24 protein-coding genes and 3 tRNA genes are annotated in these 26,424 nt (G+C 63.0%); 19 read left to right on the top strand and 8 right to left on the bottom strand.

Annotated elements, in window-relative coordinates:
* Positions 1-193: 193 nt before the first annotated feature.
* The 17 genes from M3B90_RS03970 to M3B90_RS04050 all read left to right on the top strand — a co-directional run bounded on the left by M3B90_RS03970 (position 194) and on the right by M3B90_RS04050 (position 14,861).
* Positions 194-275, top strand: a tRNA-Tyr gene (locus M3B90_RS03970).
* Between the two features lie 95 nt (positions 276-370).
* Positions 371-443, top strand: a tRNA-Thr gene (locus M3B90_RS03975).
* 57 nt (positions 444-500) lie between these two features.
* Positions 501-577, top strand: a tRNA-Met gene (locus M3B90_RS03980).
* Positions 578-670: 93 nt separating this feature from the next.
* On the top strand, positions 671-841 hold the full coding sequence (rpmG, locus tag M3B90_RS03985; protein WP_016665062.1) for a 50S ribosomal protein L33: 171 nt from the start codon (positions 671-673) through the stop codon (positions 839-841).
* 202 nt (positions 842-1,043) lie between these two features.
* Positions 1,044-1,496, top strand: coding sequence for a MaoC family dehydratase N-terminal domain-containing protein (locus M3B90_RS03990; RefSeq protein ID WP_259888739.1), 453 nt, complete (start codon positions 1,044-1,046; stop codon positions 1,494-1,496).
* Between the two features lie 5 nt (positions 1,497-1,501).
* Positions 1,502-1,936 (top strand): MaoC/PaaZ C-terminal domain-containing protein, encoded by a 435-nt coding sequence (locus M3B90_RS03995; protein ID WP_259888740.1) that lies wholly within the window; start codon positions 1,502-1,504, stop codon positions 1,934-1,936.
* A complete protein-coding gene (locus M3B90_RS04000; RefSeq protein ID WP_259888835.1) occupies positions 1,933-3,051 on the top strand; it encodes a UDP-N-acetylmuramate dehydrogenase in 1,119 nt (372 codons plus the stop codon). The genes M3B90_RS03995 and M3B90_RS04000 overlap by 4 nt, the downstream gene beginning before the upstream one ends.
* Before the next feature lie 97 nt (positions 3,052-3,148).
* Positions 3,149-4,417: a serine hydroxymethyltransferase gene (gene glyA / locus M3B90_RS04005; RefSeq protein WP_259888741.1), complete on the top strand. Its 1,269-nt coding sequence runs from the start codon at positions 3,149-3,151 to the stop codon at positions 4,415-4,417.
* A 29-nt stretch (positions 4,418-4,446) separates the two neighbouring features.
* A complete protein-coding gene (locus M3B90_RS04010) occupies positions 4,447-5,349 on the top strand; it encodes a bifunctional methylenetetrahydrofolate dehydrogenase/methenyltetrahydrofolate cyclohydrolase (protein ID WP_259888742.1) in 903 nt (300 codons plus the stop codon).
* Positions 5,350-5,446: 97 nt separating this feature from the next.
* Complete coding sequence (locus tag M3B90_RS04015; RefSeq protein WP_396122450.1) at positions 5,447-6,286, top strand: exodeoxyribonuclease III; 840 nt, start codon at positions 5,447-5,449, stop codon at positions 6,284-6,286.
* 83 nt (positions 6,287-6,369) lie between these two features.
* On the top strand, positions 6,370-7,488 hold the full coding sequence (locus M3B90_RS04020; RefSeq protein ID WP_259888744.1) for a mannose-1-phosphate guanylyltransferase: 1,119 nt from the start codon (positions 6,370-6,372) through the stop codon (positions 7,486-7,488).
* A 129-nt stretch (positions 7,489-7,617) separates the two neighbouring features.
* A complete protein-coding gene (locus tag M3B90_RS04025) occupies positions 7,618-8,712 on the top strand; it encodes a BMP family protein (protein ID WP_259888745.1) in 1,095 nt (364 codons plus the stop codon).
* Between the two features lie 155 nt (positions 8,713-8,867).
* Complete coding sequence (locus M3B90_RS04030; protein WP_259888746.1) at positions 8,868-10,442, top strand: ABC transporter ATP-binding protein; 1,575 nt, start codon at positions 8,868-8,870, stop codon at positions 10,440-10,442.
* On the top strand, positions 10,439-11,770 hold the full coding sequence (locus M3B90_RS04035) for an ABC transporter permease (protein ID WP_259888747.1): 1,332 nt from the start codon (positions 10,439-10,441) through the stop codon (positions 11,768-11,770). The genes M3B90_RS04030 and M3B90_RS04035 overlap by 4 nt, the downstream gene beginning before the upstream one ends.
* Before the next feature lies 1 nt (position 11,771).
* Entirely contained in the window at positions 11,772-13,121 is a 1,350-nt protein-coding gene (locus tag M3B90_RS04040) for an ABC transporter permease (protein ID WP_259888748.1), read from the top strand.
* A 14-nt stretch (positions 13,122-13,135) separates the two neighbouring features.
* Positions 13,136-13,537 carry a cytidine deaminase gene (locus M3B90_RS04045; RefSeq protein ID WP_259888749.1) on the top strand — a complete coding sequence of 134 codons (402 nt, stop codon included), beginning with the start codon at positions 13,136-13,138 and terminating at the stop codon, positions 13,535-13,537.
* 37 nt (positions 13,538-13,574) lie between these two features.
* A complete protein-coding gene (locus M3B90_RS04050) occupies positions 13,575-14,861 on the top strand; it encodes a thymidine phosphorylase (protein WP_259888750.1) in 1,287 nt (428 codons plus the stop codon).
* A gap of 53 nt (positions 14,862-14,914) precedes the next feature.
* On the opposite strand, the gene M3B90_RS04055 is transcribed toward M3B90_RS04050, so the two are convergent.
* Positions 14,915-16,048 (bottom strand): NUDIX domain-containing protein, encoded by a 1,134-nt coding sequence (locus M3B90_RS04055; RefSeq protein ID WP_259888751.1) that lies wholly within the window; start codon positions 16,046-16,048, stop codon positions 14,915-14,917.
* A 65-nt stretch (positions 16,049-16,113) separates the two neighbouring features.
* Here M3B90_RS04055 and deoC point away from each other — a divergent pair, with 65 nt between their 5' ends.
* A complete protein-coding gene (gene deoC / locus M3B90_RS04060) occupies positions 16,114-16,794 on the top strand; it encodes a deoxyribose-phosphate aldolase (RefSeq protein WP_259888752.1) in 681 nt (226 codons plus the stop codon).
* A 3-nt stretch (positions 16,795-16,797) separates the two neighbouring features.
* On the opposite strand, the gene M3B90_RS04065 is transcribed toward deoC, so the two are convergent.
* The 7 genes from M3B90_RS04065 to M3B90_RS04095 all read right to left on the bottom strand — a co-directional run bounded on the left by M3B90_RS04065 (position 16,798) and on the right by M3B90_RS04095 (position 25,564).
* The gene (locus M3B90_RS04065) at positions 16,798-18,537 is read right to left on the bottom strand and encodes a phospho-sugar mutase (RefSeq protein WP_259888753.1); all 1,740 of its coding nucleotides are present in this window, start codon (positions 18,535-18,537) and stop codon (positions 16,798-16,800) included.
* Positions 18,534-19,370 carry a purine-nucleoside phosphorylase gene (locus M3B90_RS04070; protein WP_259888754.1) on the bottom strand — a complete coding sequence of 279 codons (837 nt, stop codon included), beginning with the start codon at positions 19,368-19,370 and terminating at the stop codon, positions 18,534-18,536. Before M3B90_RS04070 ends, M3B90_RS04065 begins: the two co-directional genes overlap by 4 nt.
* Before the next feature lie 28 nt (positions 19,371-19,398).
* Positions 19,399-21,174, bottom strand: coding sequence for a biotin carboxylase N-terminal domain-containing protein (locus tag M3B90_RS04075; RefSeq protein ID WP_259888755.1), 1,776 nt, complete (start codon positions 21,172-21,174; stop codon positions 19,399-19,401).
* Between the two features lie 76 nt (positions 21,175-21,250).
* Positions 21,251-21,970, bottom strand: coding sequence for a nucleoside triphosphate pyrophosphatase (locus M3B90_RS04080; RefSeq protein WP_259888756.1), 720 nt, complete (start codon positions 21,968-21,970; stop codon positions 21,251-21,253).
* Complete coding sequence (locus tag M3B90_RS04085) at positions 21,967-23,667, bottom strand: DUF885 domain-containing protein (RefSeq protein WP_259888757.1); 1,701 nt, start codon at positions 23,665-23,667, stop codon at positions 21,967-21,969. The genes M3B90_RS04080 and M3B90_RS04085 overlap by 4 nt, the downstream gene beginning before the upstream one ends.
* Before the next feature lie 23 nt (positions 23,668-23,690).
* Positions 23,691-23,981: a hypothetical protein gene (locus M3B90_RS04090; RefSeq protein ID WP_259888758.1), complete on the bottom strand. Its 291-nt coding sequence runs from the start codon at positions 23,979-23,981 to the stop codon at positions 23,691-23,693.
* On the bottom strand, positions 23,978-25,564 hold the full coding sequence (locus M3B90_RS04095) for an acyl-CoA carboxylase subunit beta (protein WP_259888759.1): 1,587 nt from the start codon (positions 25,562-25,564) through the stop codon (positions 23,978-23,980). Before M3B90_RS04095 ends, M3B90_RS04090 begins: the two co-directional genes overlap by 4 nt.
* 83 nt (positions 25,565-25,647) lie before the next feature.
* Here M3B90_RS04095 and M3B90_RS04100 point away from each other — a divergent pair, with 83 nt between their 5' ends.
* Entirely contained in the window at positions 25,648-26,421 is a 774-nt protein-coding gene (locus tag M3B90_RS04100; protein WP_259888760.1) for a biotin--[acetyl-CoA-carboxylase] ligase, read from the top strand.
* The last annotated feature ends 3 nt before the right edge of the window (positions 26,422-26,424 follow it).

Here is a 26,424-nt window from a genome sequence, read left to right on the forward strand (position 1 = left end):
AAGGCGTACTCACTCTCCCGGTGACCGCGTGCTTGCGTAGTCGTGGGAGACGAGAAATCGACACACGGCTCTTGTGAGAGGGAACACGGGTGCCATCAGCCGTTCTGCATGGACTAAAAGGCGAAGGATCGCTAGTATTGATCGGGTTCGCTTCGCGATACTGCTCCTCATCGGGAGTCGTTCCGGCGAGCAAGGCAGGTTACCCTAGCGGCCAAAGGGATCTGACTGTAAATCAGACGGCTCAGCCTTCGGGGGTTCGAATCCCTCACCTGCCACGCAGATTGCGCCCACCCTCGTGGCTGTGATTCGCCGCACCGAGGACTTTCCGAGATTGCCTAGGTACGCAAAACACGGTAAGTTTTCACGCGTTGCCCTGATAGCTCAGTAGGCAGAGCATCTCCATGGTAAGGAGAAGGTCAAGGGTTCGATTCCCTTTCAGGGCTCTGATTGGATGGCGGCCCGGCACCAAGAGAACGGTGTCGGGCCGCAGTTCCGATCAAGCCGGGGTAGCTCAGACGGTCAGAGCGCACGACTCATAATCGTGAGGTCGCGGGTTCGATCCCCGCCCTCGGTACCACTCCAGGTTTCCCTGGCGTGTTGACGTGCCTGCATGCCGCAGGCGACAGGACCCGCGTATGCAAGATGCGCGCGAAACGGAAAGAGGCGAGTCATGGCAGCGAAAAGCTCTGACGTGCGTCCTAAGATCACCTTGGCGTGCGTAGATTGTAAGAACCGCAACTACATCACCAAGAAGAACCGTCGCAACACCCCTGACCGCCTCGAGCTCAAGAAGTACTGCTCGACGTGCGCCAGCAGCACGGTTCACCGCGAAACCCGCTGATCCACACGCACATACTCATCAAGAAGCCACCCCGGGTGCGCTCCTCGGAATTCTTCTCTGAGCAGCCGCCAGCGAGGGTGGCTTTTTGCATTGCGTGTCCTGTGAGCAGCGCGGCACCTCGGGCAGCGGTACTCGACCGGATACGATGAAAATCCATGCAGGCCACAATCTGGCCGCGCGATCAATCGAAGGGTAGGAATTAATGGCATCGCCCAATCCCGACTTCGCGGGCCGCGTCTACGAAAGTGGGCCCAGTGTGCGAGTTTCGGAAACGAAAATTCGAGAGTTCGCCGCAGCCACGGGTAACGCTCATGCCGTCACGACGAACGAGGAAGCCGCGCGCGAGGCGGGCTATAGCGCAATCGTCGCCCCGCCCACGTTTCTCGTGACACTCGCTCAAGCCGAAGAAGCCCGCTACATCAACGACCCCGAAGCCGGGATCGACTTCTCCCGCGTGGTGCACTCCGAAGAATCGTTCACGCTTGAACGCGCAATCGTTGCGGGAGACGAGCTCACGCCCACCCTCACAGTCGAGGCCGTCAAGCAGGTGGGCCCGCATGCAATGGTGACAACTTGTGTGGATTTCACCGACGGCACGAAGGCGCAGGTCGCGAGCGTCCGCTCCTCACTCGTCGTTCGCGGAGAGGAAGGCTAAACACCATGACCACTCCCACCGTTCCCACGCTCGGCTCCCTGACCAAGGGAGACGTCATTGCTCGCGAGACCCGCACCTTCACGCGTGACACCCTCGTGAGGTACGCGGGTGCCTCAGGCGACTTCAATCCCATCCACTACAACGACGCCTTCGCGGCTGAAGTGGGCCTTCCCTCGGTCATCGCACACGGCATGCTTACGATGGGCGCCGTCATTTCTCCCGTGCTCGACTGGCTCGGTGATCCCGGGCGCCTCGTGTCGTACGAAACTCGCTTTACTCGCCCGATCGAAGTACCCGCGCTCGACGGAGTCGACGTGGATATCGAGGCAACCGTCGGACTCCTCAAAACCGAGGACGGCACCGCTCGAATTGACATCACGGCAAGCGTAGGCGGGCAGAAGGTTCTCACGAAGTGCCGCGCGGTGGTGAGGCTCGCGTGAAGCTCTCCGACCTCACGACCCTGCGTATCGGCGGAGAGACTAAGAACTACGTTGAGGCCCGCAGCGAAGAGGAACTGACCTCCGCAGTACGTACCGCCGATGAGAAGGGCGAAGATCTTCTCGTCGTGGGCGGCGGATCGAATCTCGTTGCCTCAAGCGCTCCTTTCGAGGGCACAGTTGTTCGCGTGATCGGCGAGGACTCACCGACCTGGATAGAAGCGTCGTGCGAGGCGTCAACGACCGGCGAAGCGCAGGTGGGGGATCGCACCCCGCTCGCGCCCGCGTGCGGCGGTGCCACCGTCGAGTACTTTGCTGGAACCTCGTGGGACGCCGCCGTTGCATACGCGGTTGATCGAGAGATGATCGGTATCGAGGCGCTTTCGGGAATTCCGGGAACGGTCGGCGCAACCCCCATCCAAAACGTTGGTGCGTACGGGCAGGAGGTCTCCTCGGTGATTACCCGCGTGCGCACGTGGGACCGGTGTGAGAAAGAGGTGCGCACGTTCTTCGCTGCTGACTGCCAGTTCGCCTACCGCGACTCACTCTTCAAACGCACGCGCATGCCGAAAGGCGGAGCGACCGGGCGCTACGTCGTGCTGTCGGTGACGTTCCAGCATCAGCTGGGATCCCTTTCGGCGCCCGTGAAATACGCGCAGCTTGCCGAGCGACTGGGCATCCAGCCGGGGGAGCGCGCACCGATGCGCGAGGTGCGAGAAGCCGTTCTGGAAATCCGCGCACGAAAGGGAATGGTGCTCGACCCGAGCGATCACGATACCTGGAGCGCGGGTAGCTTTTTCACGAACCCGATTCTTACGCGAGAGAACGCGGCGAAACTGCCGGAGGAGGCCCCTCGATACGAGGCCGAAGGCGGCATCAAAACGAGTGCGGCATGGCTCATAAGCCATTCGGGCCTCGAGCGCGGTTTCACGCTTACTCCCGAGCGAAGCGGCGCCTCACTTTCGACCAAGCACTCGCTAGCCCTCACCAACCGCGGCGCTGCGACAAGCGAAGACATCGCAGGGCTTGCCGAATATGTGCGCTCGAGGGTGCACGAGATGTTTGGTGTGTGGCTCGAGCCAGAGCCCGTCCGTCTGAATGTTCGGATAGGCGCGTAGGCGGGAGGCTGGCGCTTACTCGGCTACGGCTGTTAGCTCGCTCACGACATGCCTACACTCGATCAGGACATAAGTCTTGATTCGCAAAGGAGCGCACATGAATACGCATGGTGAATCGATCGCCGCGGTCGACCCGGAGATTGCCAAAGTTCTCGACCAGGAGCTTCACCGACAGCAGTCCACTCTCGAGATGATCGCGAGCGAGAACTTCGTGCCTCGCGCGGTCCTGCAGGCGCAGGGCTCAGTTCTCACCAACAAATATGCCGAGGGCTACCCCGGAAGACGTTACTACGGTGGCTGCGAGTTCGTGGACGTCGCGGAGAATCTCGCGATCGAGCGCGCGAAGGCGCTGTTTGGAGCCGACCATGCGAACGTGCAGCCCCACTCCGGGGCTTCGGCTAATGCCGCCGTCATGCACGCGCTCGCGAACGCGGGAGACACGCTCATGGGCCTCTCCCTCGCGCACGGCGGGCACCTCACGCACGGCATGAAGATCAACTTCTCCGGCAAGCTCTACAACATCGCTGCGTATGAGGTGGATCCGGAAACCGGCCGTATCGACATGGACCGCGTGCGCGAGCAAGCGCTCGACGCACGTCCGAATGTCATCGTCGCCGGCTGGTCGGCGTACCCCCGCCAGCTTGAGTTCGAGGCATTCCGTTCGATCGCCGATGAGGTCGGAGCGAATCTCTGGGTCGACATGGCGCACTTCTCCGGCCTCGTCGCGGCGGGTCTTCACCCCAGCCCCGTGCCGTTTGCGGACGTCGTCTCGACAACCGTCCACAAGACCCTCGCGGGCCCGCGTTCGGGCCTCCTCCTCGCGAAGCAGGATTATGCGAAGAAAGTCGACTCCGCTGTATTCCCCGGCCAGCAGGGTGGCCCGCTCATGCACGTGATCGCCGCGAAGGCCGTCGCGCTCAAGCTCGCCGCGACCGAGGAGTTCAAGGAGCGCCAGGAGCGCACGCTCGAGGGCGCGCAAATTCTCGCCGAGCGCCTCGGCCAGGCCGACGCAAAGGAGGCCGGAATCGAGCTCCTCTCAGGCGGCACGGACGTGCACCTCGTCCTCGTAGACCTGCGTAAATCCTCGATCGACGGTCAGCAGGCCGAGGATCTCCTCCACGAGATTGGCATCACCGTGAACCGCAACGCGGTCCCGAACGACCCGCGCCCGCCGCGCGTGACCTCGGGGCTGCGCATCGGCACTCCTGCGCTCGCGACGCGCGGTTTCGGCGCGAGCGAGTTCACCGAGGTTGCCGATATCATCGCGACCGCGCTTACCGGCAAGGGCGATATCGAGCAGCTTCGCGGCCGCGTACGCACGCTCGCCGAGAACATGCCCCTGTACGCCGATCTCACCCAGTACTGAGAAGCCACAACGCAAGGAGTAATGACGCTATGACTGCACAAATTCTCGACGGCAAAGCTACAGCGAGGACCATCAAGGAAGAGCTCCGCGCGCGCGTGGAGAAGATCGTCGAGGAAGGTGCGGTACGCCCCGGCCTCGCGACCGTGCTCGTTGGCGCGGATCCGGCCTCGGAAATTTACGTCGCGGGTAAGCACCGAGACTCGGAGGCCATCGGCATTAACTCGATTCGCAAGGACCTTCCCGAGGAAACGACCCAGGAGGAGCTTTTCAAGGTTCTCGACGAGCTCAACGCTGACCCGGCGTGCACCGGATACATCGTTCAGCTTCCGCTTCCGAAGCACATCGACACCGACGCTGTTCTTGAATATATCGATCCGCAGAAGGACGCCGATGGTCTTCACCCCGTGAACCTTGGTCGGCTTGTGCTCAACGTGAACAAGCCGATCACCACGCCGCTTCCGTGCACGCCGCGCGCCGCGATCGAGCTCGCGAAGCGCCACGGAATCGATTTCAATGGCAAGCACGTTGTCGTCGTGGGGCGCGGTGTGACCGTTGGCCGCCCAATCGCGTCTCTTCTCACGCGCCGTGAGCACAACGCGACCGTCACCCTTACGCATACGGGCACCACAAACCTTCCTGAGCTCTTGAAGCAGGCCGATATCGTGATCGCCGCCGCGGGTGTTCCTCATCTCGTTAAGGCTGCGGATCTTCGCGAAGATTCGGTCGTTCTCGATGTTGGCGTGACGCGTGAGCCGGATCCTGAAACGGGTAAGCAAAAGATCAAGGGCGACGTGGAACCGGCCGCAAAGGACAAGGTTGCGTGGATCAGCCCGAACCCGGGTGGCGTCGGCCCGATGACTCGAGCCCTGCTCATGCAGAACGTTGTCGAGTCGGCCGAGCGCGCGTGGGAAGCCGAAAAGGCACACCGCTAGCACGCGAGTTGCCCCGCACGTCCATTGTGTAGAACGATCGTGGGGTGATCGACGGCGGGCTCGTCCTTCGTGGGCGAGCCCGCGCCGTTTAAATCGGATGGGTAAAGGAGCAAAAGTGGGGATCACGGTAGCGAGCGTCAATGTCAACGGCATGCGGGCCGCGGCGCGTAAGGGCATGGGGGAGTGGCTTGCGACGTGCGGGGCAGATGTCGTGACGTTCCAGGAGGTTCGCGCACCCGAGGAACTTGTGCCGAATCTCGTGGGGGAGGGGTGGCGCTCGGCGGCGCACGCTTCGGTGCTCAAGGGCCGCGCGGGTGTAGCGATCGCGGTGCGCGAAGGATTTGAAGGAGCGAATGTAGGAGAGGTCCGACGCTTGCTACCCGGCCTCGATGCGGATGCTCACACTGGGCGCTGGCTCGAGCTCGACGTTGTCGACCCCCTCGGCGACGGCAAGGACCTCACCGTGATCTCGATGTACATGCACTCGGGGAACCTCGACAAACCCCAAACGATGACGGACAAATACGAGATGCTCGAGGGAGCGTGGGCACGCCTCGAGGAGCTTCGCGTGAGCGGACGCCATGTGCTTCTCACTGGCGACCTCAACATCGCGCACACGAACCTCGACATTAAGAACTGGAAGGGCAACCTCAAGAATGCGGGGTTCCTCCCCGAGGAACGTGCCTATATCGACCGATTGCTCGAGGACGGCGAGTGGGTGGATGTCCACCGTGCACTTGCGGGCGAAGTGCCGGGCCCCTACACGTGGTGGTCGCAGCGTGGCAAAGCCTTCGACAATGACTCTGGCTGGAGGATCGACTACAACCTCGCCTCAAAGGACCTTGCTGAGCGCGCCGTCAGCGCGCGCGTGGACAGGGCTGCGAGCTACGACACGCGCTGGAGCGACCACGCTCCTCTTCTCGTCACCTACGAATAACACTCGTCCGCTCCCGCAGTCACGGGTGAGCACAAGGTGGCGTGGTGCCCGCACCCCAGCTCGGGCTCCGTTAGCCTTAGGTTATGACCAGCTCGTCACCCTTCATCCCCGTGATTCCCGCGGGCGGCTCAGGTACTCGGTTGTGGCCGCTTTCGCGCAAGAATCACCCGAAGTTCCTCCTCGACCTCGCGGGCAGCGGACAAAGTCTGCTGCTCGACACGCTCGAGCGACTTGCACCGCTTTCTTCTGCAACACCGATGATCGTGACGGGCCGAGCGCACCGCGAGGCGGTTGCCGATCAGGTAGGTGAGCGCGCTCAGGTCCTCGCCGAGCCGAGTGGCAAGAATTCCATGCCCGCGATCGCCTGGGCCGCGGCGCTCGCGGAACGCGAGCACCCCGGCGCTATTATCGGCTCCTTCGCGGCCGATCATGTCATCGCACCTCGGGAGGATTTCTGGAAGAGCGTGTACAGCGCGATCGCCGCCGCAGAGCTCGGCTATTTCACGACGATTGGGATCGAACCGACATCCCCCTCGAGTGCCTTCGGCTATATCGAGGCTTACCCTTCGGAGGCGGCCGATGAAGACTCGATTGCTCTGCGTTCCGCGGGCGCCTTGAGCGTGGCTCGCTTCGTGGAAAAGCCCGATGCGGATACGGCCGCGGAGTTCGTGAGGAGCGGGCGGTTTATGTGGAACGCGGGGATGTTCGTTGTCAAAGCTCGAGTGCTTCTGGAAGCTCTCGATGACCTTCATCCAGGTTTGGGGGCCGCGGCGCGATCCCTCGCGGAAAATACCTCCGAGGGTGAGCTTTCCGCGAGTGGAGAGGAACTCTGGGCGAGCATTGAACCGATTGCGATCGATCACGCGCTCGCTGAACCACTCGCCTCGCGCGGCGCTGTCGCGGTTGTGCCCGCGAGTTTCGAATGGGGTGACGTGGGAGATTTTGGTGCGCTTTCGCGAATCGGGCACGACGAGGACAGCACGAACGGGGTGCACGTCGTAGGAAGTGCCAAGGTCGTGAGTGTTGAGAGCCGGGCACGGGTGTATTCGAGTTCCGCACGGCCGATCGCCCTTGTGGGGCTCGACGGCGTCAGCGTGGTCGATACCGGCGACGTGCTGCTCGTCGTCGATGACGCGAAAGCGCAAGAGGTGGGTGCACTCGTCAAGATTCTCGAGGATCAGGGCTTTGGGTCTCTCGCGTAGAGGCCGCACCTACTCGCAGTAGGGGCGAATCTGGGAGTGCATTCAGGTTAACGGAGCGTTACATTATGAGGAGGGTGCTCGGACCGGCCGGGCGCACCGTCAACTCATCCCCTCACGTTGGAGGCAATCGTGAAGTCCCTTTCCCGCGCGGCCGCACTGCTTGGTGCCGGCGCCCTCGTTCTCTCCGCCTGTGGCACCCCTCCTGAACAGTCCGGCTCCGGTTCCGGTTCCGGCAAGGGCAGCGATTTCAAGGCCTGCATGGTGTCCGATTCGGGCGGCTTTGACGACAAATCGTTCAACGAATCCGGCTTCGATGGCCTCACGGTTCTCAAAGAAGATAAGGGCTACAAGGTCCAGACCGCCGAGTCCTCGAGTGAAGCGGATTTCTCGCCGAACCTGCAGAACATGGTGCAGGGCGAGTGCAACATCATCTATGCGGTTGGCTACCTCTTCTCGCAGACCCTCAAGACCGAGGCCGAGGCCAACCCCGATCTTCACTATGCGATCATCGACTCGACCGCTCAGGATGCCGACGGCAATCCCGTCGAGGTTGGGAACGTCAAGCCCCTGACGTTCGACACCGCCCAGGCGGCCTACCTCGCGGGCTACGTTGCGGCCGGCACCTCCAAGACCGGCACGGTCGCGACCTACGGCGGCGGGAAGATCCCCTCGGTGACGATCTTCATGGATGGCTTTGCCGATGGCGTTGCGAAGTACAACGAGGTTCACGGTACAAACGTCAAGGTTCTCGGCTGGAACAAGGACAGCCAGGACGGCTCGTTCACCGGCGACTTTGAAGACCAGACGAAGGGTAAGGCTCTCACCGAAGGCTTTATCTCTCAGGGTGCCGACATCATCATGCCGGTTGCAGGCCCCGTTGGTGCGGGTACTCTCGCAGCCGCCAAGGAAAAGGACGGCGTGATGGTCGTCTGGGTCGACTCCGACGGTGTTGAGTCCAACCCCGATGCGAAGGACGTCATTCTCACGTCCGTCATGAAGGAGATCGCCGCAGCGGTCGAGCAGACCGGCACCGAGGCCGCTGAAGGCAAGTTCTCGAGCGAGCCCTACGTGGGAACCCTTGAAAACGGTGGCGTGGGCCTTGCCCCCTTCCACGAGTTCGACGGAGAAGTCTCCGCCGATCTCAAGAAGGAGGTCGAGGATCTCAAGAAGCAGATCATCAGTGGCGAGATTGAAGTGAATTCGCCCGCCTCGCCCAAGCACTGAGTGCTCATCCTCAGTCGTCTGTGACGAGCATCATTCACTAAGCTGGCGGCCCCCTCCCTCACGAGGGGGCCGCCAGTCGCCCCAAAACCCCTATACTCGATCTCCGACACCCCTCGGGCCCGGTGGGTCCGTGTCACTCACGGAAGGCAGTGCTCGTGAAACTCGAACTGCGAGGCATCACGAAGGTGTTCGGCTCACTCGTGGCCAATGACCACATCGATCTGGTCATCAACGAGGGCGAGATTCACTCGCTCCTCGGTGAAAACGGCGCGGGCAAGTCCACCCTCATGAACGTCCTATACGGGCTGTACCAGCCCGACGGCGGCCAGATTCTCATCGACGATAAACCCGTGCAGTTCTCGGGCCCGGGCGAGGCCATGGCGGCCGGCATTGGCATGGTGCACCAGCACTTCATGCTCATCCCCGTCTTTACCGTCGCGGAAAACGTTGCTCTCGGCCACGAGCCCACGAAGGGAGCCTTCCTCGACCTCGACCAAGCGCGCGCGAAGGTGCGAGAGATCTCCAAGCGCTTCGGCTTCGATATTGATCCGGATGCCAAGGTTGAGGACCTCCCCGTCGGTGCGCAACAGCGGGTGGAAATCATCAAGGCTCTTTCGCGCCGCGCAGAGATTCTCGTGCTCGACGAGCCCACCGCGGTGCTCACGCCGCAAGAGACCGACGAGCTCATGCAAATCATGCGCCAGCTGAAGAGCGAGGGCACGTCGATTGTGTTCATTACCCACAAGCTTCGAGAGGTCAAAGCCGTTGCCGACCGCATTACGGTTATTCGCCGTGGCAAGGTCGTAGGCACGGCTGATCCCGGTGCGCCCCAAACCGCTCTCGCGAACCTGATGGTGGGTCGCACCGTTGCCCTCGATTTCGACAAAACTCCGCCGAAGGGCGGAAAGGCCGCACTCAAGGTCGATGGTCTCACGGTCACCGATAGCAACGGCCTCAAGCTTTTGAACTCCGTGAGCTTCGACGTGCACGAAGGGGAAATCCTCGGCATCGCGGGGGTTCAGGGCAATGGTCAGACCGAGCTGACCGAAGCGCTTCTTGGCCTCCAGCAGCACGTGAGCGGGCACGCGTATCTGAATGGCACCGACCTCGTTGGGCTCAGCACGAAACGAATCTTGGATGAGGGCGTCGGGTTCGTGCCCGAGGATCGCACCGAAGATGCGCTCATGAAGTCATTCTCGGTTGCCGAAAACCTCGTGCTTGACCAGCACGACCGAAAGCCTTTCGGCTCGGCTGTGTCTCTCCACCCCGGTAGGATCCGTGAGCACGCGGAAGGCCAGGTCACGGAGTTCGATATTCGTACCACGGGCATCGACCTGCCCGTCGGTTCCCTTTCGGGCGGCAATCAACAAAAGGTCGTCATGAGTCGCGCACTCGCTCGGGACCTCTCGCTCTTCATCGCGTCACAGCCCACGCGCGGCGTTGACGTCGGCTCAATCGAGTTCCTCCACAAGCGCATCGTTGTCGAGCGCGATAAGGGAACACCCGTGATCATCGTCTCGACCGAGCTCGATGAAGTGTGTCAGCTTGCCGACCGCATCGCCGTCATGTACCGCGGTGAGATCCTTGGCATTGTTCCCGGCGACGAAAGCCGAGAGGTCCTCGGCCTCATGATGGCGGGCTACACCGCGGAGGCGGCGCGAGAGGCAATCGCGCAGGGAACGGGAACACTCACCGAGAGCGCCCTCACCAAGGAAGGAGACCTCCCGTGAGCGAGAACGACGCACACACGAACCCCAACCTCGCCCAAAGGATTGGCCGCAGCGAAGTCTCCGTCGTGATCGGAGCGTTCGTCATCTCGGCGGTTATCGGCAGCATCCTGATTCTCGTAGCGAACGAGGATGTTCGCGATTCGCTCGGATACGTTTTTGCGCGACCGAGTGACTTTTTCAGCGCGGCATGGGCTGCGATCAGTGGCGCGTACGAGGCGATGTTCCGCGGAGCGATCTTTGACTACAAAGCCCGCACGAGCACTCTCATGTGGCGGCCTCTCTTCGAGACCCTCACAGTCGCCACGCCTCTCGTCATCGCCGCTTACGGCATGGCGGTTGGCTTCAGGGCCGGCATGTTCAACATTGGTGGCACCGGTCAGCTGCTCATGGGCGCCGCGATGGCAGGTTATGTCGGCTTCACGTGGACCTTCCTCCCACCCGTCATCCACCTTGTCGTAGCGCTCGTCGTAGGCGCGCTCGCGGGTGCGGTGTGGGGCGGCATCGCGGGATTTCTCAAGGCGCGATTCGAAGCGAACGAGGTCATTTCGACCATCATGCTGAACTGGATCGCGGTCTCGCTCCTCGGCTTCCTCCTCACCACCGAGGCTTTCACCGCGGCGAACACCTCGCAGCCCGTTTCGCCCAATGTCGCAGCCAACGCGCAGCTTCCCACGCTTCTGACCGGGTACCGCTTGCACGCGGGTATCTTCATCATGCTTCTTGCGGGAGTTTTCATGTGGTGGCTCCTCACACGCAGCTCGCTCGGTTTCAAGTTCCGCACGGTCGGGGAGAACCCCCGAGCCGCCCAGGTTGCGGGCATCAAGGTGGGCACCACAAGCCTTCTCGTCATGGTGGTCGCCGGCGCCCTTGTGGGCCTCGCAGGCTCCGTTCACTTGCTTGGCACCGAACATCGCCTCACGAGCGGCATCGCGGGAAGCATCGGCTTCGATGCGATCACGGTCGCGCTCCTCGGCCGTTCCGGCCCCATAGGCATCCTCCTTGCCGGCCTCCTCTTCGCAGCCCTTGGCGTGGGAGGCCGCTTCATGGAATCGAGCCAAGGCGTCCCAATCGACCTCGTGAGCATCGTTCAGGCACTCGTTGTGCTGTTCATCGCCGCGCCTCCGCTCGTGCGCACCCTCACGGGTCTTTCGATACTCGGGCGCGAGAAAAAGACCGATGCAACATCGGATGGTGAGCGCAAGGAAAAGAGCAAGGATTCCGACGCCACCTCGGCAAACGTCGGAACCCCAAAGACCCCCGCCGCAGCCGGCAGCCACCGGGCGGATGCCCCCGCAGACGGCGCAACCGACGCTTCGAAGGAGGCATGAGATGAGCGTTCAAGATCCTCGCGCGCTTCCCACCGATGACGTAGTCGTTCTCGATGCAGTCAAGGGACGCCTTCCGAACTGGTGGCACATGCCGGTCGCCCTGAGCGTCTTCGCGCTCATCGCTCTCGCGGGATTCTGGCTCGGAGCTGTTCCGGGTCACGATTCGAGCTTTACGATCGCTCGCGAATCCATGTTCACCGAGATGGGGGTCCCGCAGCGGATTGCCCTTCCGGCGCAGGCGACTTCACTTGTGCTTGGTCTCCTCCTCGTAGTTCTCGCGGCCCTCACCTGGGTGGTACAGGCAAAAAACATGGCGTGGCCGCGCGGAACCAAGGCTCTCGTGCAGATCCTGTTTGGCGTTCTGTGGGCATTCGACTTCCTCGTGTGGGCGGTCGCTGGCCAGGCACTCGACCTCGGCTATCTTCTCCAGGCCACACTCGCTCTCGCGGTCCCTCTCGTCTTCGGCGCATTGTCCGGTGTGCTTTCCGAGCGCGCTGGTGTCGTGAACATCGCCATTGAGGGGCAACTGTTGCTGGGCGCGTTCGGCGCGGCACTTGTGGGATCGATGACGGGCAGCCCGTGGATCGGTATGCTCGCGGCCCCGATTGTCGCTCTCCTCATCGGCGCCCTGCTCGCGCTCTTCGCCGTGGGGTACCACGTGCAGCAAATCATCGTGGGCGTTGTGCTCAACGTTCTCGCGATCGGCCTTACGGGCTTCCTCTTCGGCACTCTCATGAAGCAGGATCCCGAGCACTTCAACACTCCCATGCGGCTCCCGAACCTTCGCGTGCCCGTGCTTTCCGATATCCCCGTGATCGGCCCCGCTCTGTTCGACCAGAACATCCTCGTGTACCTCATGTGGGTCATCGTTGCCGCACTCACGACTGCGCTCTTCTGGACGCGCTGGGGTCTTCGTGTGCGCGCCGTGGGCGAGCACCCGCTCGCCGCTGACACGGTGGGCATCAACGTTGCGCGCACCCGCTGGAGCAACGTGCTCCTTGGCTCTGCAGTGGCCGGCCTCGGCGGTGCGACCCTCACAGTCGGCACAAACGTGGCGTTCGCGAAGGAAATGAGCGCGGGTAAGGGCTATATCGCGCTTGCGGCGATGATCCTCGGCCGCTACCACCCCGTGGGCGCGATGTGCGCGGCGCTCTTTTTTGCGTTCGCGACCGCGCTCCAGCAGAACCTCGGCATCCTCTCGAGTTCGCTCCCGCCGGATCTCCATAAGGCCACCGTGCCCTCGGAATTCCTCGCGATGCTCCCGTACGTTGTGACGCTGTTCGCCGTCGCGGGCTTCGTGGGCCGCGTGCGAGTTCCCGCGGCTGATGGCGAGCCCTACATCAAACAGTAAAAGGTGCATTGACGATGGTGGATTTTGAGCCTCTACTCCGGGAGGCGCGTGAGGTCGCGGCCCGCGCCTACGTGCCGTATTCCCGCTACCCCGTGGGCGCCGCGGGGCTTGTGGATGACGGCCGCATCGTGCGCGGCTGTAACGTCGAGAATGCGGGCTACGGCGTGACGCTGTGTGCCGAATGCGGCATGATTTCCGAACTTGTCGCGACCGGCGGCGGAAAAATCCGCGCGTTCGTGTGCGTGAATCGACTCGGCGAAGTCATCATGCCGTGCGGGCGCTGCCGCCAGCTGCTCGCAGAGCACGCGGCAGCCGACTTCACGATCCTCACGCCGAAGGGGGAGGCAAGCCTCGAGGGCATGCTCCCTCAATCTTTTGGGTCCGCCGACCTCGACGCCGCCGCACCACAAGCCTAGGCGGCCGTTCGCCCTCACCTTCTCGAAAGGACTGACCATGGCCGAAGAATTCGACGCCGTTGACGTGATCCACGCAAAGCGCGATAAGCGTGAGCTCACCCCCGAACAAATTGCCTGGACGATCGATGCGTATACGCGCGGTGTTATTGCTGAAGAGCAGATGAGTGCTCTCGCAATGGCGATCTTCCTCAACGGCATGAACCGCGACGAGATCGCCCTGTGGACGAAAGCAATGATCGCCTCGGGCGAGCGCATGAGCTTCGATTCGCTTTCGAAAACGACGACCGACAAGCACTCGACCGGCGGTGTGGGCGACAAGATCACGCTCCCGCTCGCGCCACTCGTCGCGTCGTTTGGCGTCGCCGTCCCGCAGCTAAGCGGCCGAGGCCTCGGTCACACGGGTGGAACCCTCGACAAACTCGAATCGATTCCCGGCTGGCGTGCGAATCTCACGAATGACGAGATGATGCGGCAGCTCGAGAACGTTGGCGCTGTCGTGTGCGCGGCGGGCAGCGGGCTCGCCCCGGCCGACAAGAAGCTTTACGCACTGCGCGATGTCACTGGGACCGTGAACTGCATTCCGCTCATCGCAAGCTCGATTATGAGCAAGAAGATCGCCGAAGGTACGGCGTCCCTCGTGCTTGATGTCAAGACCGGCGCGGGTGCGTTCATGGAAGATGAGCAGATGGCGCGCGAGCTTGCGCGAACGATGGTCGACCTCGGCACGGACGCGGGAGTGAACACGGTCGCTTTGCTCACCGATATGTCCGTTCCACTCGGGCGCGCCGTGGGTAACGCAATCGAAGTCGAAGAGAGCGTCGAGGTCCTCGCTGGTGGCGGGCCAGCCGACGTTGTCGAGCTCACCATCGCACTCGCGACCGAGATGCTCGCCGCCGCGGGGATCAAGGATGTGGACGTCGACGCGGCGCTCAAAGATGGCCGCGCGATGGATACGTGGAAGGCCATGATCCGCGCGCAAGGCGGAGATCCGGAGGCCGCACTTCCGGTCGCGAGGCACAGTCACGATATCGTTGCCGATTCCGACGGTTGTGTGACGGGCCTCGATGCCATGAAGGTCGGCGTTGCCGGCTGGCGTCTCGGCGCGGGACGCTCGAGGCCGGGCGAGGCCGTGCAGTTCGGCGCGGGCGTGCGCCTCCACAAGACCGTCGGAGACCGAGTGGCGAAGGGCGAGGTTCTCGCGACGCTGCTTACCGACACCGAGGATCGCTTTGCTCGCTCCCTCGAGGCGATCGACGGCGCCTGGAGCATCGAGAACATTGAGGAGTTTGAGCGCGGCTCACTCGTGCTCGACCGCATCGCATAACTGGAGGTACGTGGCCGGTGTGCCTTTGCAGCGCGGACGGCCGTCGTTTCCTCTCAGTTTTTGGCGCCGAGCCTTGCGCGTAGGCGGGGAAGGACCTCGTCGCGAAAGAGCGGTGCAAGCACGTGCGCATCCACAACCTGGTTCAGGTCAAGAGGAAACCAGCGGACCTCCGCGATTTCCGCGTGCGGAGTAAACTCCTCCGGGCTCGCAACTTCGGGCGCGAGGTACACATCGGAGATCAGGAGCGTGCCCGGCTCGTTCGCCGCGGCCGTGCGAAAATGGCCGAGATGCTCGAGTTTTTCCGAATCGAGACGCACGTTGAGCTCCTCGCGAATCTCCCTCGTCGCACATTCGAGCGGGGCCTCGCCCACCTCGGGCTTGCCGCCCGGCTGCATAAACTTTTCGGTCCCGCGTTTACGGACGCCGAGGACGCGCCACTCGCCTTCGGTCCCGCAGTAAAAGCACACGGCCGAGACCGTGATGGTTGGCCCAGCTTCGCGAGAGCTGTGAGGGCCGACGGATGCCGAGCGAGCGTCGGCCTCCCAGAGGCACTCCAGACCGCTCACACGGGAGAGAGCGTGCCGAAGTCCCAGCCTGCGCATGCCTGCGCGTGCCCAGGCGTCGATATCTCGCCCCTGGGTTCGTGCGAGCGAAAGGCCGCGACGCACGAGAGTGGGAATGGGCTTTCGAGCCTGACGCACGTCGCGAACGAAACGCAAAACGAACACGAGCGCAGCGGGGCGGTCGAGAACGATCGCATCGGCGAGGAGTCCCCGCTCCGCAAGGGCGGTGACGAGTTCGGAAGCGAAGATGCCTTCGGCGATGATGAGCGGTGAATGCTCGGCACTGAAGATCCGTGTGCCGGTACGGCGCGACTGCGAAATGGAGTAGATGGGAATCTCGACAGCGCCTTCGTTGCACAGCGTCTCGAGCGCGGCGAGGGCTTCCTCGGCGCGCCACGAGGCGGGGTCGTCCCAGTCCACGATCCCAAAAGCGCGGGGGAGCCCATCTTCGTCATAGTCGCGATAAAAATCGTCGAGGTTGAGCACGGGCAGGTGAGAGCGCTCCGCCAGGCGTCCCTTGCCGCTTCCCGAGGGGCCCGAAAGAAGAACGATGCGCCGCTGGGGCGCGGAACGGTCCGGGTGGGGAGCGTCGTGCAGATCCGAGGTGCAGGGGCGTTGACTCACGGAACCTCATTCTATGCCCTGGCGCTTTTGAGAGATATCGCTCTGGCGCGTGGGAGAATGAACGCATGACTACTCACAGTGAAAAAACCCCTCTTTCGTACAACGAGCTGGCCGGCATGATCGACCACACCCTCCTCAAGCCCGAATCGACTCCAGCAGATGCCGCAGCGCTCGCGCGCGAGGCAGAAGAGCTCGGCACATACTCGATCTGCGTTTCGCCGTCGATGCTCCCCCTCGACACGAGCGTGCACGTCGCAACTGTGTGCGCCTTCCCCTCCGGTCAGGTTGCCCCCGAGGTGAAGGCCTTTGAAGCCGCGGACTCTGTCAAGAAGGGCGCCGAAGAGATCGACATGGTCATCAATATCGGTCGCGCGTTCGCGGGTGATAGCGACTTCACCGAGCGGGAGATCCGCGCCGTGCGCGAGGCTGCGCCGAAGCCCGTCGTCCTCAAGGTCATCATCGAATCAGCGGCGCTTAGCGATGAGCAGATCGTCGCGTCGTGCGAAGCCGCGAAGCGTGCGGGTGCCGACTTTGTGAAGACCTCGACCGGCTTCCATCCCGCGGGCGGCGCGTCTGCTCACGCCGTGAAGCTCATGCGCGAAACAGTCGGAGAGGACCTTGGCGTCAAGGCCTCAGGCGGAATCCGCACACTCGAAGCGGCAGAAGAGATGATCGCCGCGGGCGCCTCGAGGCTTGGCCTGTCGGGTTCCGCAGCGATCCTTGGTGAGCTTGAGGCTCGCGCCTAAGCGTTAGGAGCCGAGGAGCTCACTGAGTTCCTTCTTCATGCGTTCGAGCTTCTCGGTCGCATGCTCGCGTGCGGCCGAGAGGTCGTTAAAGTCCGCATTTTCCTCGACTTCGGTGACAACCTCGAGGTAGGCCTTGAGCTTCGGTTCGGTTCCGGAAGGGCGCACGATCACGCGTGAGTCGTCCGCGGCAAGCAGGAGCATGCCGTTCGTTGGCGGAAGGCCGGTTGTTTCGACGGTCCCTTCGGCAAGATCGCGTACTTCGACTACCGAGGAACCGGCGAGGGTTTTCGGTGGGGTGGTGCGAAGCGTATGCATCATCTCGCCGATGAGGTCGAGGTTACTGACGCGGATCGAGAGCTGCGAGGTGAGGTAGAGCCCGATCTCGCGCGCGAGCTCGTCGAGAAGCTCCGTGAGGGTCGAACCGTTCGCCTTCGTGAGGGCGGCAAGCTCGGCAATCGCGAGGGCCGCGGACATGCCGTCCTTGTCCTTCACAACCTCGGGCAGTACGCAGTAGCCGATGGCCTCCTCGTAGCCGAATACGATGTTCTCGGCGCGGGCGATCCACTTGAATCCTGTGAGGGTCTGCGTGCTCTCATAGCCGCGCGCCGCGGCGAGCGCCCCGAGGGAGCGGGAGCTCACGATCGAATTGGCGAATGTGCCGTGCTTGGGGCGGTGGGTGGCCACATACGTCGCGAGGAGAAGCCCGAGTTCATCGCCATGAAGCATGCGCCATGCCTCGCGGCGAGGATCGTAGATGGCCGCGGCGCAGCGATCGGCATCAGGGTCGTTCGCGATCACGAGATCCGCCTCGACCTGCTCGGCGAGTTTCGCGGCGAGGTCGATCGCGCCCCTTTCCTCAGGATTCGGGAAGGGGACCGTGGGGAAGTCGGGATCGGGCTCTTGCTGTTCCTTTACGGAGTGGAGATCGGTGAAGCCAGCCCGCTCGAAAGCAGCCAGCATCGTCGCGCTCCCCACGCCGTGCATGGCGGTGTGCACGATGCGGAGATTCGCGCGATCCGAGCGCGTCGCGTTCGTATCGGAGGCACTATCTCTTTCGAGAATGGGGAGGATCGCCTCGATGTACTCGTCAACGAAGGACTCCGGCATCATCTCCCAGCCACCCTCGGCACGAGGAATCTCGCGTACCGCGCCAACGGAGGCGATCTTCGCTGCGATGTCTGCATCCGCGGGGGGCACGATCTGCACGCCGTTACCATCCGCGCCCGCCGCGCGGCCGCCAAGGTACACCTTGTAGCCGTTGTCGCGGGCGGGGTTGTGCGAAGCCGTGACCATGATGCCGCAATCGGCGCTCTTCGCTCGTACCGCGTGGGCGAGTACGGGGGTCGGCCAGTGATGTGGCATGAGGATCACGTGGTGACCCGCGGCCCTGAGGATTGCTGCGCTCGTCGTCGCAAACGTGCGGGAGTTATAGCGCGCGTCGTAGCCGATCACCACTCGCGCCTCACCAACGACGTCGCGCAAATACGAGCCGATGCCCGCGGCCGCCCGGGAGACGACCGCGACGTTCATACGATTCGGGCCGGGACCCATCGCGCCACGAAGTCCCGCGGTTCCAAATTGGAGCGTGCCGGCAAAGGCGCTTTCAAGCTCGGCTACCTCGGCATCGTCGCCAGCTTCCGCGGCCTTGATGCGGCTCAAAAGTTCTTGGCGCGTGGCCTGATCGGGATCGTCCTCTACCCATGCACGGGCACGGTCTGCAAGCTCCGGCTTGAGAGTGCTCATCGATCGGTCTCCTTGGCAATGGCGTGAATGGTGTCGGAGAGGAGCTTCGCGAGTCGCGGAGCGGCTGCGCGACCCGCCTCAACAACCTCTTCGTGGTTGAGCGGAGTGGGGGAAATCCCGGCGGCAAGGTTGGTCACGAGCGAGAAACCGAGCACGTCGAGACCGGCTTCACGCGCGGCCATCGCCTCGAGTGCCGTCGACATGCCCACGAGGTTCGCTCCGAGCACACGCGCCATGTGTACTTCGGCGGGTGACTCGTAGAACGGGCCGCGAAACTGCATGTAGACACCCTCGTCGAGGCTCGAATCTACCTTCTTGGCGATCTCGCGCAAGCGAGGAGTGTAGATATCGGTCTGGTCAACGAAAGTGGCGCCCGTGATCGGGCTGTCGCCCGTAAAGTTGATGTGGTCGGCGATAAGCACGGGACTTCCCGGCCGCCACTGCTCGTTCAGGCCGCCGCAGCCGTTCGTGAGCACGAGAGTGGAGGCGCCAAACTCGGCGGCCGTGCGCACACCGTGCACCGTGGCGTTGACGCCTTTGCCCTCGTAGTAGTGGGTGCGAGCCCCGAGCACGAGCACACGCGCCCCTCCCTCGACCTCGAAAATTCTGAGTGTGCCGACGTGCCCGTCGACCTGAGGCTTTTGGAAGCCTGGGATCGAGTCGGCAGGGGCACTAAAGAGTTCGGTTCCGAGGAGCTCCGCCGCGCCGGACCAGCCCGAACCAAGCGTGACCGCGATATCGATTCTGTCGATGCCGGAGGCGCTCCGCAGCGCCTGGGCGGCGTCCTTCGCGAGCTCGTAGGGGTCAGTTGCGGTATGTGCGTTCTCAGTCATGAACCAAGCCTACTCGCGCACGCTGCCGCTAGTCTTCGATCGCGCAGAGTTCCGCCCCCGCGGAGACGGTCGCGCCTATTTCCGCATCGAGATGTGTGACGATACCGCTGCGGTGAGCGAGGATAGGTTGCTCCATCTTCATGGCCTCAAGCACGAGGATGAGGTCACCGTCGGCCACCGTTTCGCCCTCTTCTACCGCGATCTTGACGATCGTGCCCTGCATGGGAGCGCTCACGGCGTGGCCACCCGAAGCTCCGCCACGGGTTGTGCTTGTGCGGCGCTTGCGGCGTTGGGGCGTTTTGACGCGTGGCGCGCGAAGCGAAGCAGGTAGCGAGACTTCGACCTTTCGACCATCGATTTCGACAACGACGGCTTCGCGATCCTCGACCTCATCCGTGGCGCTTGGCAACGGCGCTGGATCGATTGTTCCCGAAAACTCCGTCTCAATCCAGCGCGTGTGCACCTTGAATGGCTCTTCCGGACTGCTCGGTGCGAACGCAGGATCGTCGACAACGAGCTTGTGAAACGGCACCACTGTGGGGATGCCGTCGATGCGGAATTCTGCGAGGGCTCGACGCGAGCGCTCGAGCGCTTCCTCGCGGCTCGCGCCGGTCACGATGAGCTTCGCGAGCATCGAGTCGAAATGGCCCGAGATCGCATCGCCTGTGCGGACGCCAGAGTCAACGCGCACGCCAGGTCCGTGAGGTGGTTCAAAAGCATTGATGGGGCCCGGTGAAGGGAGAAAACCTCGACCCGGATCCTCACCGTTGATGCGGAACTCGAAGGAGTGCCCGCGGGGCTCGGGGTCGATGGGGGAGATTTTCTCGCCGGCAGCGATGCGGAATTGCTCGCGCACGAGGTCGACGCCCGTCACCTCTTCCGTTACGGGGTGCTCGACCTGAAGGCGTGTGTTGACTTCGAGGAAGGAAATAGTGCCGTCTTGACCAACGAGGAACTCGCAGGTTCCTGCCCCCACGTAGTGAGCTTCCTTGAGGATGGCCTTTGACGACTCGACGAGTCGCGCGTGCTGCGACTCAGTCAAGAACGGGGCAGGGGCTTCCTCGACGAGTTTCTGGTGGCGGCGTTGGAGCGAACAGTCACGCGTGGAGACGACCTGAACGTTGCCGTGACTATCGGCGAGGCATTGCGTTTCCACGTGGCGCGGGGCATCAAGGTAGCGCTCCACGAAGCACTCGCCGCGGCCAAACGAAGCGATGGCTTCGCGAGTAGCCGAATCGAAGAGCTCGCGCACTTCGTCGAGCTCGCGCGCGACTTTGAGGCCGCGCCCGCCACCACCAAATGCCGCCTTGATCGCGATGGGAAGACCGTGTTCCTTCGCAAACGCGACGACCTCTCCCGAATCCTTGACCGGATCCTGCGTGCCGGCAACGAGTGGTGCTCCTGCCGCTTGCGCGATGTGGCGAGCAGAGACTTTGTCGCCGAGCTTTTCGATAGCGTCGGGACTTGGCCCAATCCACACAAGCCCCGCCTCAATGACGGCCTGCGCGAAATCAGCGCGCTCCGAAAGAAAACCGTATCCGGGGTGAATCGCCTCGGCGCCGCTGCGCTGGGCGATATCGAGGAGTTTATCGATCACGAGGTAGCTTTGGGCGGCGCTTGTGCCTCCGAGCGAGTAGGCGTCGTCCGCAATCCGCGTGTGCAGGGCATCGCGGTCCGAATCGGAATACACGGCGACTGATCGAAGCCCCGCGTCACGGCATGCACGCGCGATGCGCACGGCGATTTCGCCGCGATTGGCGATGAGAACCGTGCGGAACGGTCGATGGAGTGCGGGCTTAGGCATTCAGGATCCTTTTCAGGTGTTGGGCGACGTGCTCAGCAACCTTCCGAGCATATACCCGCCCGTGGACAGAAAAATTCTACGACGAGGATGCGGGGCCCCAGAGATCGCTGACCGCGAGGGAGATTTCTTGGAGCATTCGGCGAAGAAGCGGAAGAGAGAGGCCAATAACCGCGTGGTGATCACCCTCGATGCGCTCGATGAACGGGCCGCCATATCCGTCGATGGTGAAAGCGCCCGCGACCCAGAGCGGCTCATCTGTCGCGACATACGCGTCGATCTCAGCATCCGAAAGCTCGGCAAAATACACATCGGTCGAGGCCGTTTCGCCGAACGTTGCGCCCGTTCCGCCATCACGAGGGTCGCGGTCGTCGATAAGCCAATGTCCTGAGTGCAGGCGTCCTCTTTTTCCTCGCATGCTCCGCCATCGCTCTCGCGCGGCCTGGGCTGTGCGGGGCTTGCCCACGAGGGAACCGTCGATCTCGAGCATCGAGTCGCCGCCGAGAACAACGTAGCCTCCCTCGCTCGCTGCGCACGAAGCTTCGGCCTTTGCTCGAGCGAGGGTCAGTACGCGCTCTTCAAAGGACAGGTCATCGCAACGTTCGAGTGCGTGCGCGAGAACGGCTTCCTCATCCACATCTGCAGGCAGGGCGGTGAACTCAATCCCTGCCCGTCTCAGTACGGCCTGGCGCCCTGCGGATTGTGAGGCCAGAAGGAGGAGCGGTTCATGAAGTGTGCTTTCGACGGTCGCAGGGCAAGCGTCGGAATTGGCGCCTTTCGTGAAAAGCCCGCTGCTCATGAAGCGACTCCGCCATCCTGTGAAGCAGAGAGCGCGGAGCGCAAAACGGAAAGGGGGAGGCCGCCGAGCTCGAGCGCCTCGCGGTGGAAATCGCGAAGCGACGTGCCGCGGGCGAGGGCATCGTCTCGCAGCTGCTCCCATACTCGCTGGCCGAGCTTGTAGCTTGGTGCCTGGCCGGCCCAGCCGAGGTAGCGGTGGTACTCGAACCGCTGGATGGGCTCTTCCATCCGCCAGTGCTCGCGTACGAACTCCCATCCGCGCTCGTAGGTCCACTCGCCTCCGCCGAATTGTTCGGGGACGGGAAGCTCATTGTGCAGACCGATGTCGAGAACGACGCGTCCGGCGCGCATGCGCTGCTCCATGAGCATGCCGAGCCGCTCGCCGTCCGTTGCGAGGTAGCCGAGCTCGTCCATGAGGCGCTCCGCGTACAGTGCCCACCCTTCACCGTGGCCCGAAACCCACATGAACGACGCGCGCCAACGGTTGAGGCGCTCGGCTTGAAGCTGCTGAGTTCCCACCTGAAGGTGGTGGCCGGGAACGCCCTCGTGGTAGACCGTGGTCGTTTCGCTCCAGGTGCGGAACGTGTCGACGCCCGCGGGCGTATCCCACCACATGCGGCCCGGGCGCGTGAAGTCCTCACTCGGGCCCGTGTAGTAAATGCCGCCCGCGCCCGTTTCGGCGATCATGCACTCGAGACGCGTGAGCTCTTCAGGGATGTCAAAGTGCGTGCCTGCGAGATCGCGAATCGCGGCGTCGGAAAGTTCCTGCATCCACGCCTTGAGGCTTTCGGTGCCGTGGAGAACGAGCGACTCGTCGGCGTTGAGTGAGGCCATCGCCGCGTCGATGGAGTCGCCCCCGCCGTTACCGTAGTGCGCGTTCAGGCGCGAAGCAACCTGCTTTTGCTCGTCGATCAGGCGAGCGAGTTCGTCGGTGCCGAACGCGTACGCCTCCTCGACATCAATCTCCTCGCCGAGGAACGTGCGCGAGCCGAGCTGGTAGGCCTCGCGGCCCACCGCATCTTTCTCAGGTGCCTTCTGCGCGAGCCCATCGAACACGGTCGCCAGTTCGTTGTACGCCTCGCACGCGAGCGCCACACGGCGCTCAAGCTCTTCACGGGACGAGCCCTCGAGTCCGGATTTGGCCACGAGTGAGGGGAAGAAACCGTCGGCTTTGGTGAACGAACGAGACTGCTCGGCGCCAATGCGTTGCTGACGCTTGGCTGCGAGCACGCCCTTCGATGCGGCGAAACGGAGCGAATCGGCATACCCCCGCACGGCCTCGGGCACGCGAGAGAGCCGCTCGCATATGGTGTCCCAATCCGCCGCGGTCTCTTGCGGCATCATGTCGAAAATGCTGCGAATGCTCTGGACCGGCGAGGCAATGTTATTCACGCAGGCGTGGGTAAGGAGCGCGTCGTGGTGCTCGAGTTCGAGGCCGAGTCGTTCGCGCATCGCCGCGCGAGTTACGCGATCGACCTCGTCGCCCGGGTGCTCGCGCTCGACGGAATCGAGCGAAGCAAGGGTCTCGCGCGCGAGAGCCGCCGCAGCGTCGAGGCCCGCGGGAGAGAGGTCGTCCATGAGGTGATCTTGGCCGGGCGTGCCGAGGCTCGTGGCAGTCATCGGGCTCAGGGCAATCGCACGCTCAACGTAGCCGTTAGCGAGGCGGTCGGTAGGACTTGGGGTGCGCGTCGTTGTCATGGCACCACCTTATCCATCCAGCGTCAGCGCTGGGAAAACATCCACGAACTCGGACCGGCGCTGGCTCGGAGCCCATGGGCCGAACGATGCGTCACCGCAGGGGAGTTCCATGCCGAAGTGGAGTGGCCCGCGCGCTCGACGAGTTCGCGCTCGTGCGCCTCTTCACGCGAGACGGCGCTCATGGCCGCAACGGCGACAGCGATTGCTGCAATTTCGTGATTCGCGAGGTGCCCCGAAACCAATTCAACGCTCGGGCGTACCGCCTCGCCGTGAGCGGAAGGCGTCGGGTCGGGGACCGGGTCATGGACGCTCACAGGGGAATATTCCCGTGCTTCTTCGTCGGGAGGACGTCGCGCTTAGTGCGCAGGGCACGAAGGGCGCGTGTGACGGCTTCGCGAGTTTCGTGAGGCTGGATCACACCGTCGAGGAGTCCGCGCTCGGCCGCAACATAGGGATTCGCGAAGGTTTCTTCATACTCCGCTTGGAACTGTGAACGCAGTGCATCAGCGTCCTTGCCTGCCTCAGAAGCGGCCTTGAGTTCTTTGCGATGAAGAATGTTCACGGCCCCCTGGGCCCCCATGACGGCAATTTGGGCCGTGGGCCAGGCGAGGTTCACGTCCGCCCCGAGTTCCTTCGATCCCATGACGATGTACGCGCCGCCATAGGCCTTACGCGTAATGACGGTGATGAGCGGAACAGTCGCTTCCGCGTACGCGTACAGAAGCTTTGCCCCGCGACGGATGATCCCGCCGTATTCCTGATCCGTTCCCGGGAGGAAACCCGGAACGTCGACGAGAGTGAGTACCGGGATGTTGTAGGCATCGCACATGCGCACGAAACGCGCGGCTTTTTCACTCGCATCGATATCGAGCGTGCCCGCAAGTTGCGAGGGTTGGTTCGCGACGATGCCGACACTGTGTCCCTCGACGCGCCCGAAACCAACCACGACGTTCTTAGCAAAATTCCCGTGGATCTCAAGAAATTCGTCGTCGAGAATCGCCTCGACGACGCTTTGCATGTCGTAGGGCTGATTTGGGGAGTCGGGGATAAGGCTGTCGAGTGCGCGATCCTCGGGGCTTGGTTCGAGGTCGACTTCGTCGGGATAAACGGGGGCCTCGGTGAGCGTATTTGCGGGGAGGTAAGAGAGGAGATCGCGCACGTAGTCAAGCGCATCCGATTCATCGCTCGCCATGTAGTGCGCGACACCAGATGTGCTCGAGTGCGTGCGAGCACCGCCGAGTTCTTCGAAGCCCACGTTCTCACCCGTGACGGTCTTAATGACGTCGGGACCCGTGATGAACATGTGGGAGGACTTCTCAACCATGACGATGACATCGGTGAGTGCGGGGGAGTAGACCGCGCCGCCTGCGGCGGGACCCATGATGAGGGATATCTGGGGGATCACCCCCGAGGCCCTCGTGTTACGGCGAAAAATGCCCGCGAAGGTAGCGAGAGAGGCCACGCCTTCCTGGATTCGCGCACCGCCGCCATCGAGGATGCCGATGATTGGTACGCCGGTCGAGAGAGCAAGGTCCTGGATCTTCTGGATCTTTTTGCCGTGGGCCTCGCCGAGGGAGCCGCCTAGGACCGTGAAATCTTGCGAATACACGCACACTTGGCGGCCGTCGATTGTCCCGTACCCGGTGACGATGCCGTCGCCGTCGATGCGCTTCTTTTCAAGCCCGAAGTTATGACTCTGATGTCGCACGAAGCGATCGGTTTCCACGAACGAGCCTTGGTCGAGAAGCTCTTCAATCCTCTCGCGAGCCGTTTTCTTGCCGCGCGCATGCTGTTTTTTGACTGCAGCTGCGCCCGCCTCCGTGACGGCCGCATTCTCGCGGGATCGAAGTTCTTCAAGTCTCTCGGAGGTTGTGGACCGCCTCGGCGTCTCGTTCACTCCCACTCCTGCTCCGTCGTGGCCTGGCACAATTGCTCTCGTGAGTGTACGCCATGGACGAGAAAATGCGGGAGTGAGAAGCGGTGACCGATCTATTGCGCATCGTTTATGTCGATTCGTGCACCTCGACACTCGACATTCTCGCTGAGCCGCCGTACGACGCACTTGAGGCGCCTTTCGCTCTCATGACCCTGGATCAAAGAGCTGGTCACGGTCGACAGGGGAGGCGATGGCAGAACCGGCCGGGCGAATCGCTCGCGCTGACGGTTGCGTGGCCCCTGCCCGCTCCCGAGTTTCGCGGGTGGTATCCGCTCGCGACGGCCCTCGCGGTCCTCGATGCATGCGCCGAGCTTGCACCCGGTGCGCCTCTACCCCGTATGAAGTGGCCAAACGATATTCTCACGCCAGAAGGCGAGAAGATTGCTGGGATCCTCGTCCGCGCGGATTCGAGGCGTCTCCTCGCGGGCGTCGGCGTCAATCTCGTGGGGGAAATCGAGCGGGAACGAGAAGGGCTCGAGGGCGCACAGACACTGGCGAGCGTCGATTCGTTGTATGGTGATGCGCTCGCGGGCAGTGACGAGCGCCGAGAGTTCGGAGCAATTCTCTCGCAAAGCATCGCGCGCACTTTTTCGGTCGTCGATTCCGGGGGAGTGGGCTTTCGGAATTTGCAGACGAGGTATGCTGTGAACTGTCTCACTATAGGCTCTCGGGTTGTTGTCGCAACACCGGGGGGTGCGAAGTACAGCGCGAGGGCGCTCGGCGTTGACGCGGCGGGCAGGCTCCTTGTGGAGAATGCCGAGCGCGGCCGTCATGTTCTCGATGCCGCAGACGTCCACCTTGCTCGCCCACGAGCGTGAGGA

Source organism: Dermabacter sp. p3-SID358, assembly GCF_025147465.1.
GTDB lineage: Bacteria > Actinomycetota > Actinomycetes > Actinomycetales > Dermabacteraceae > Dermabacter.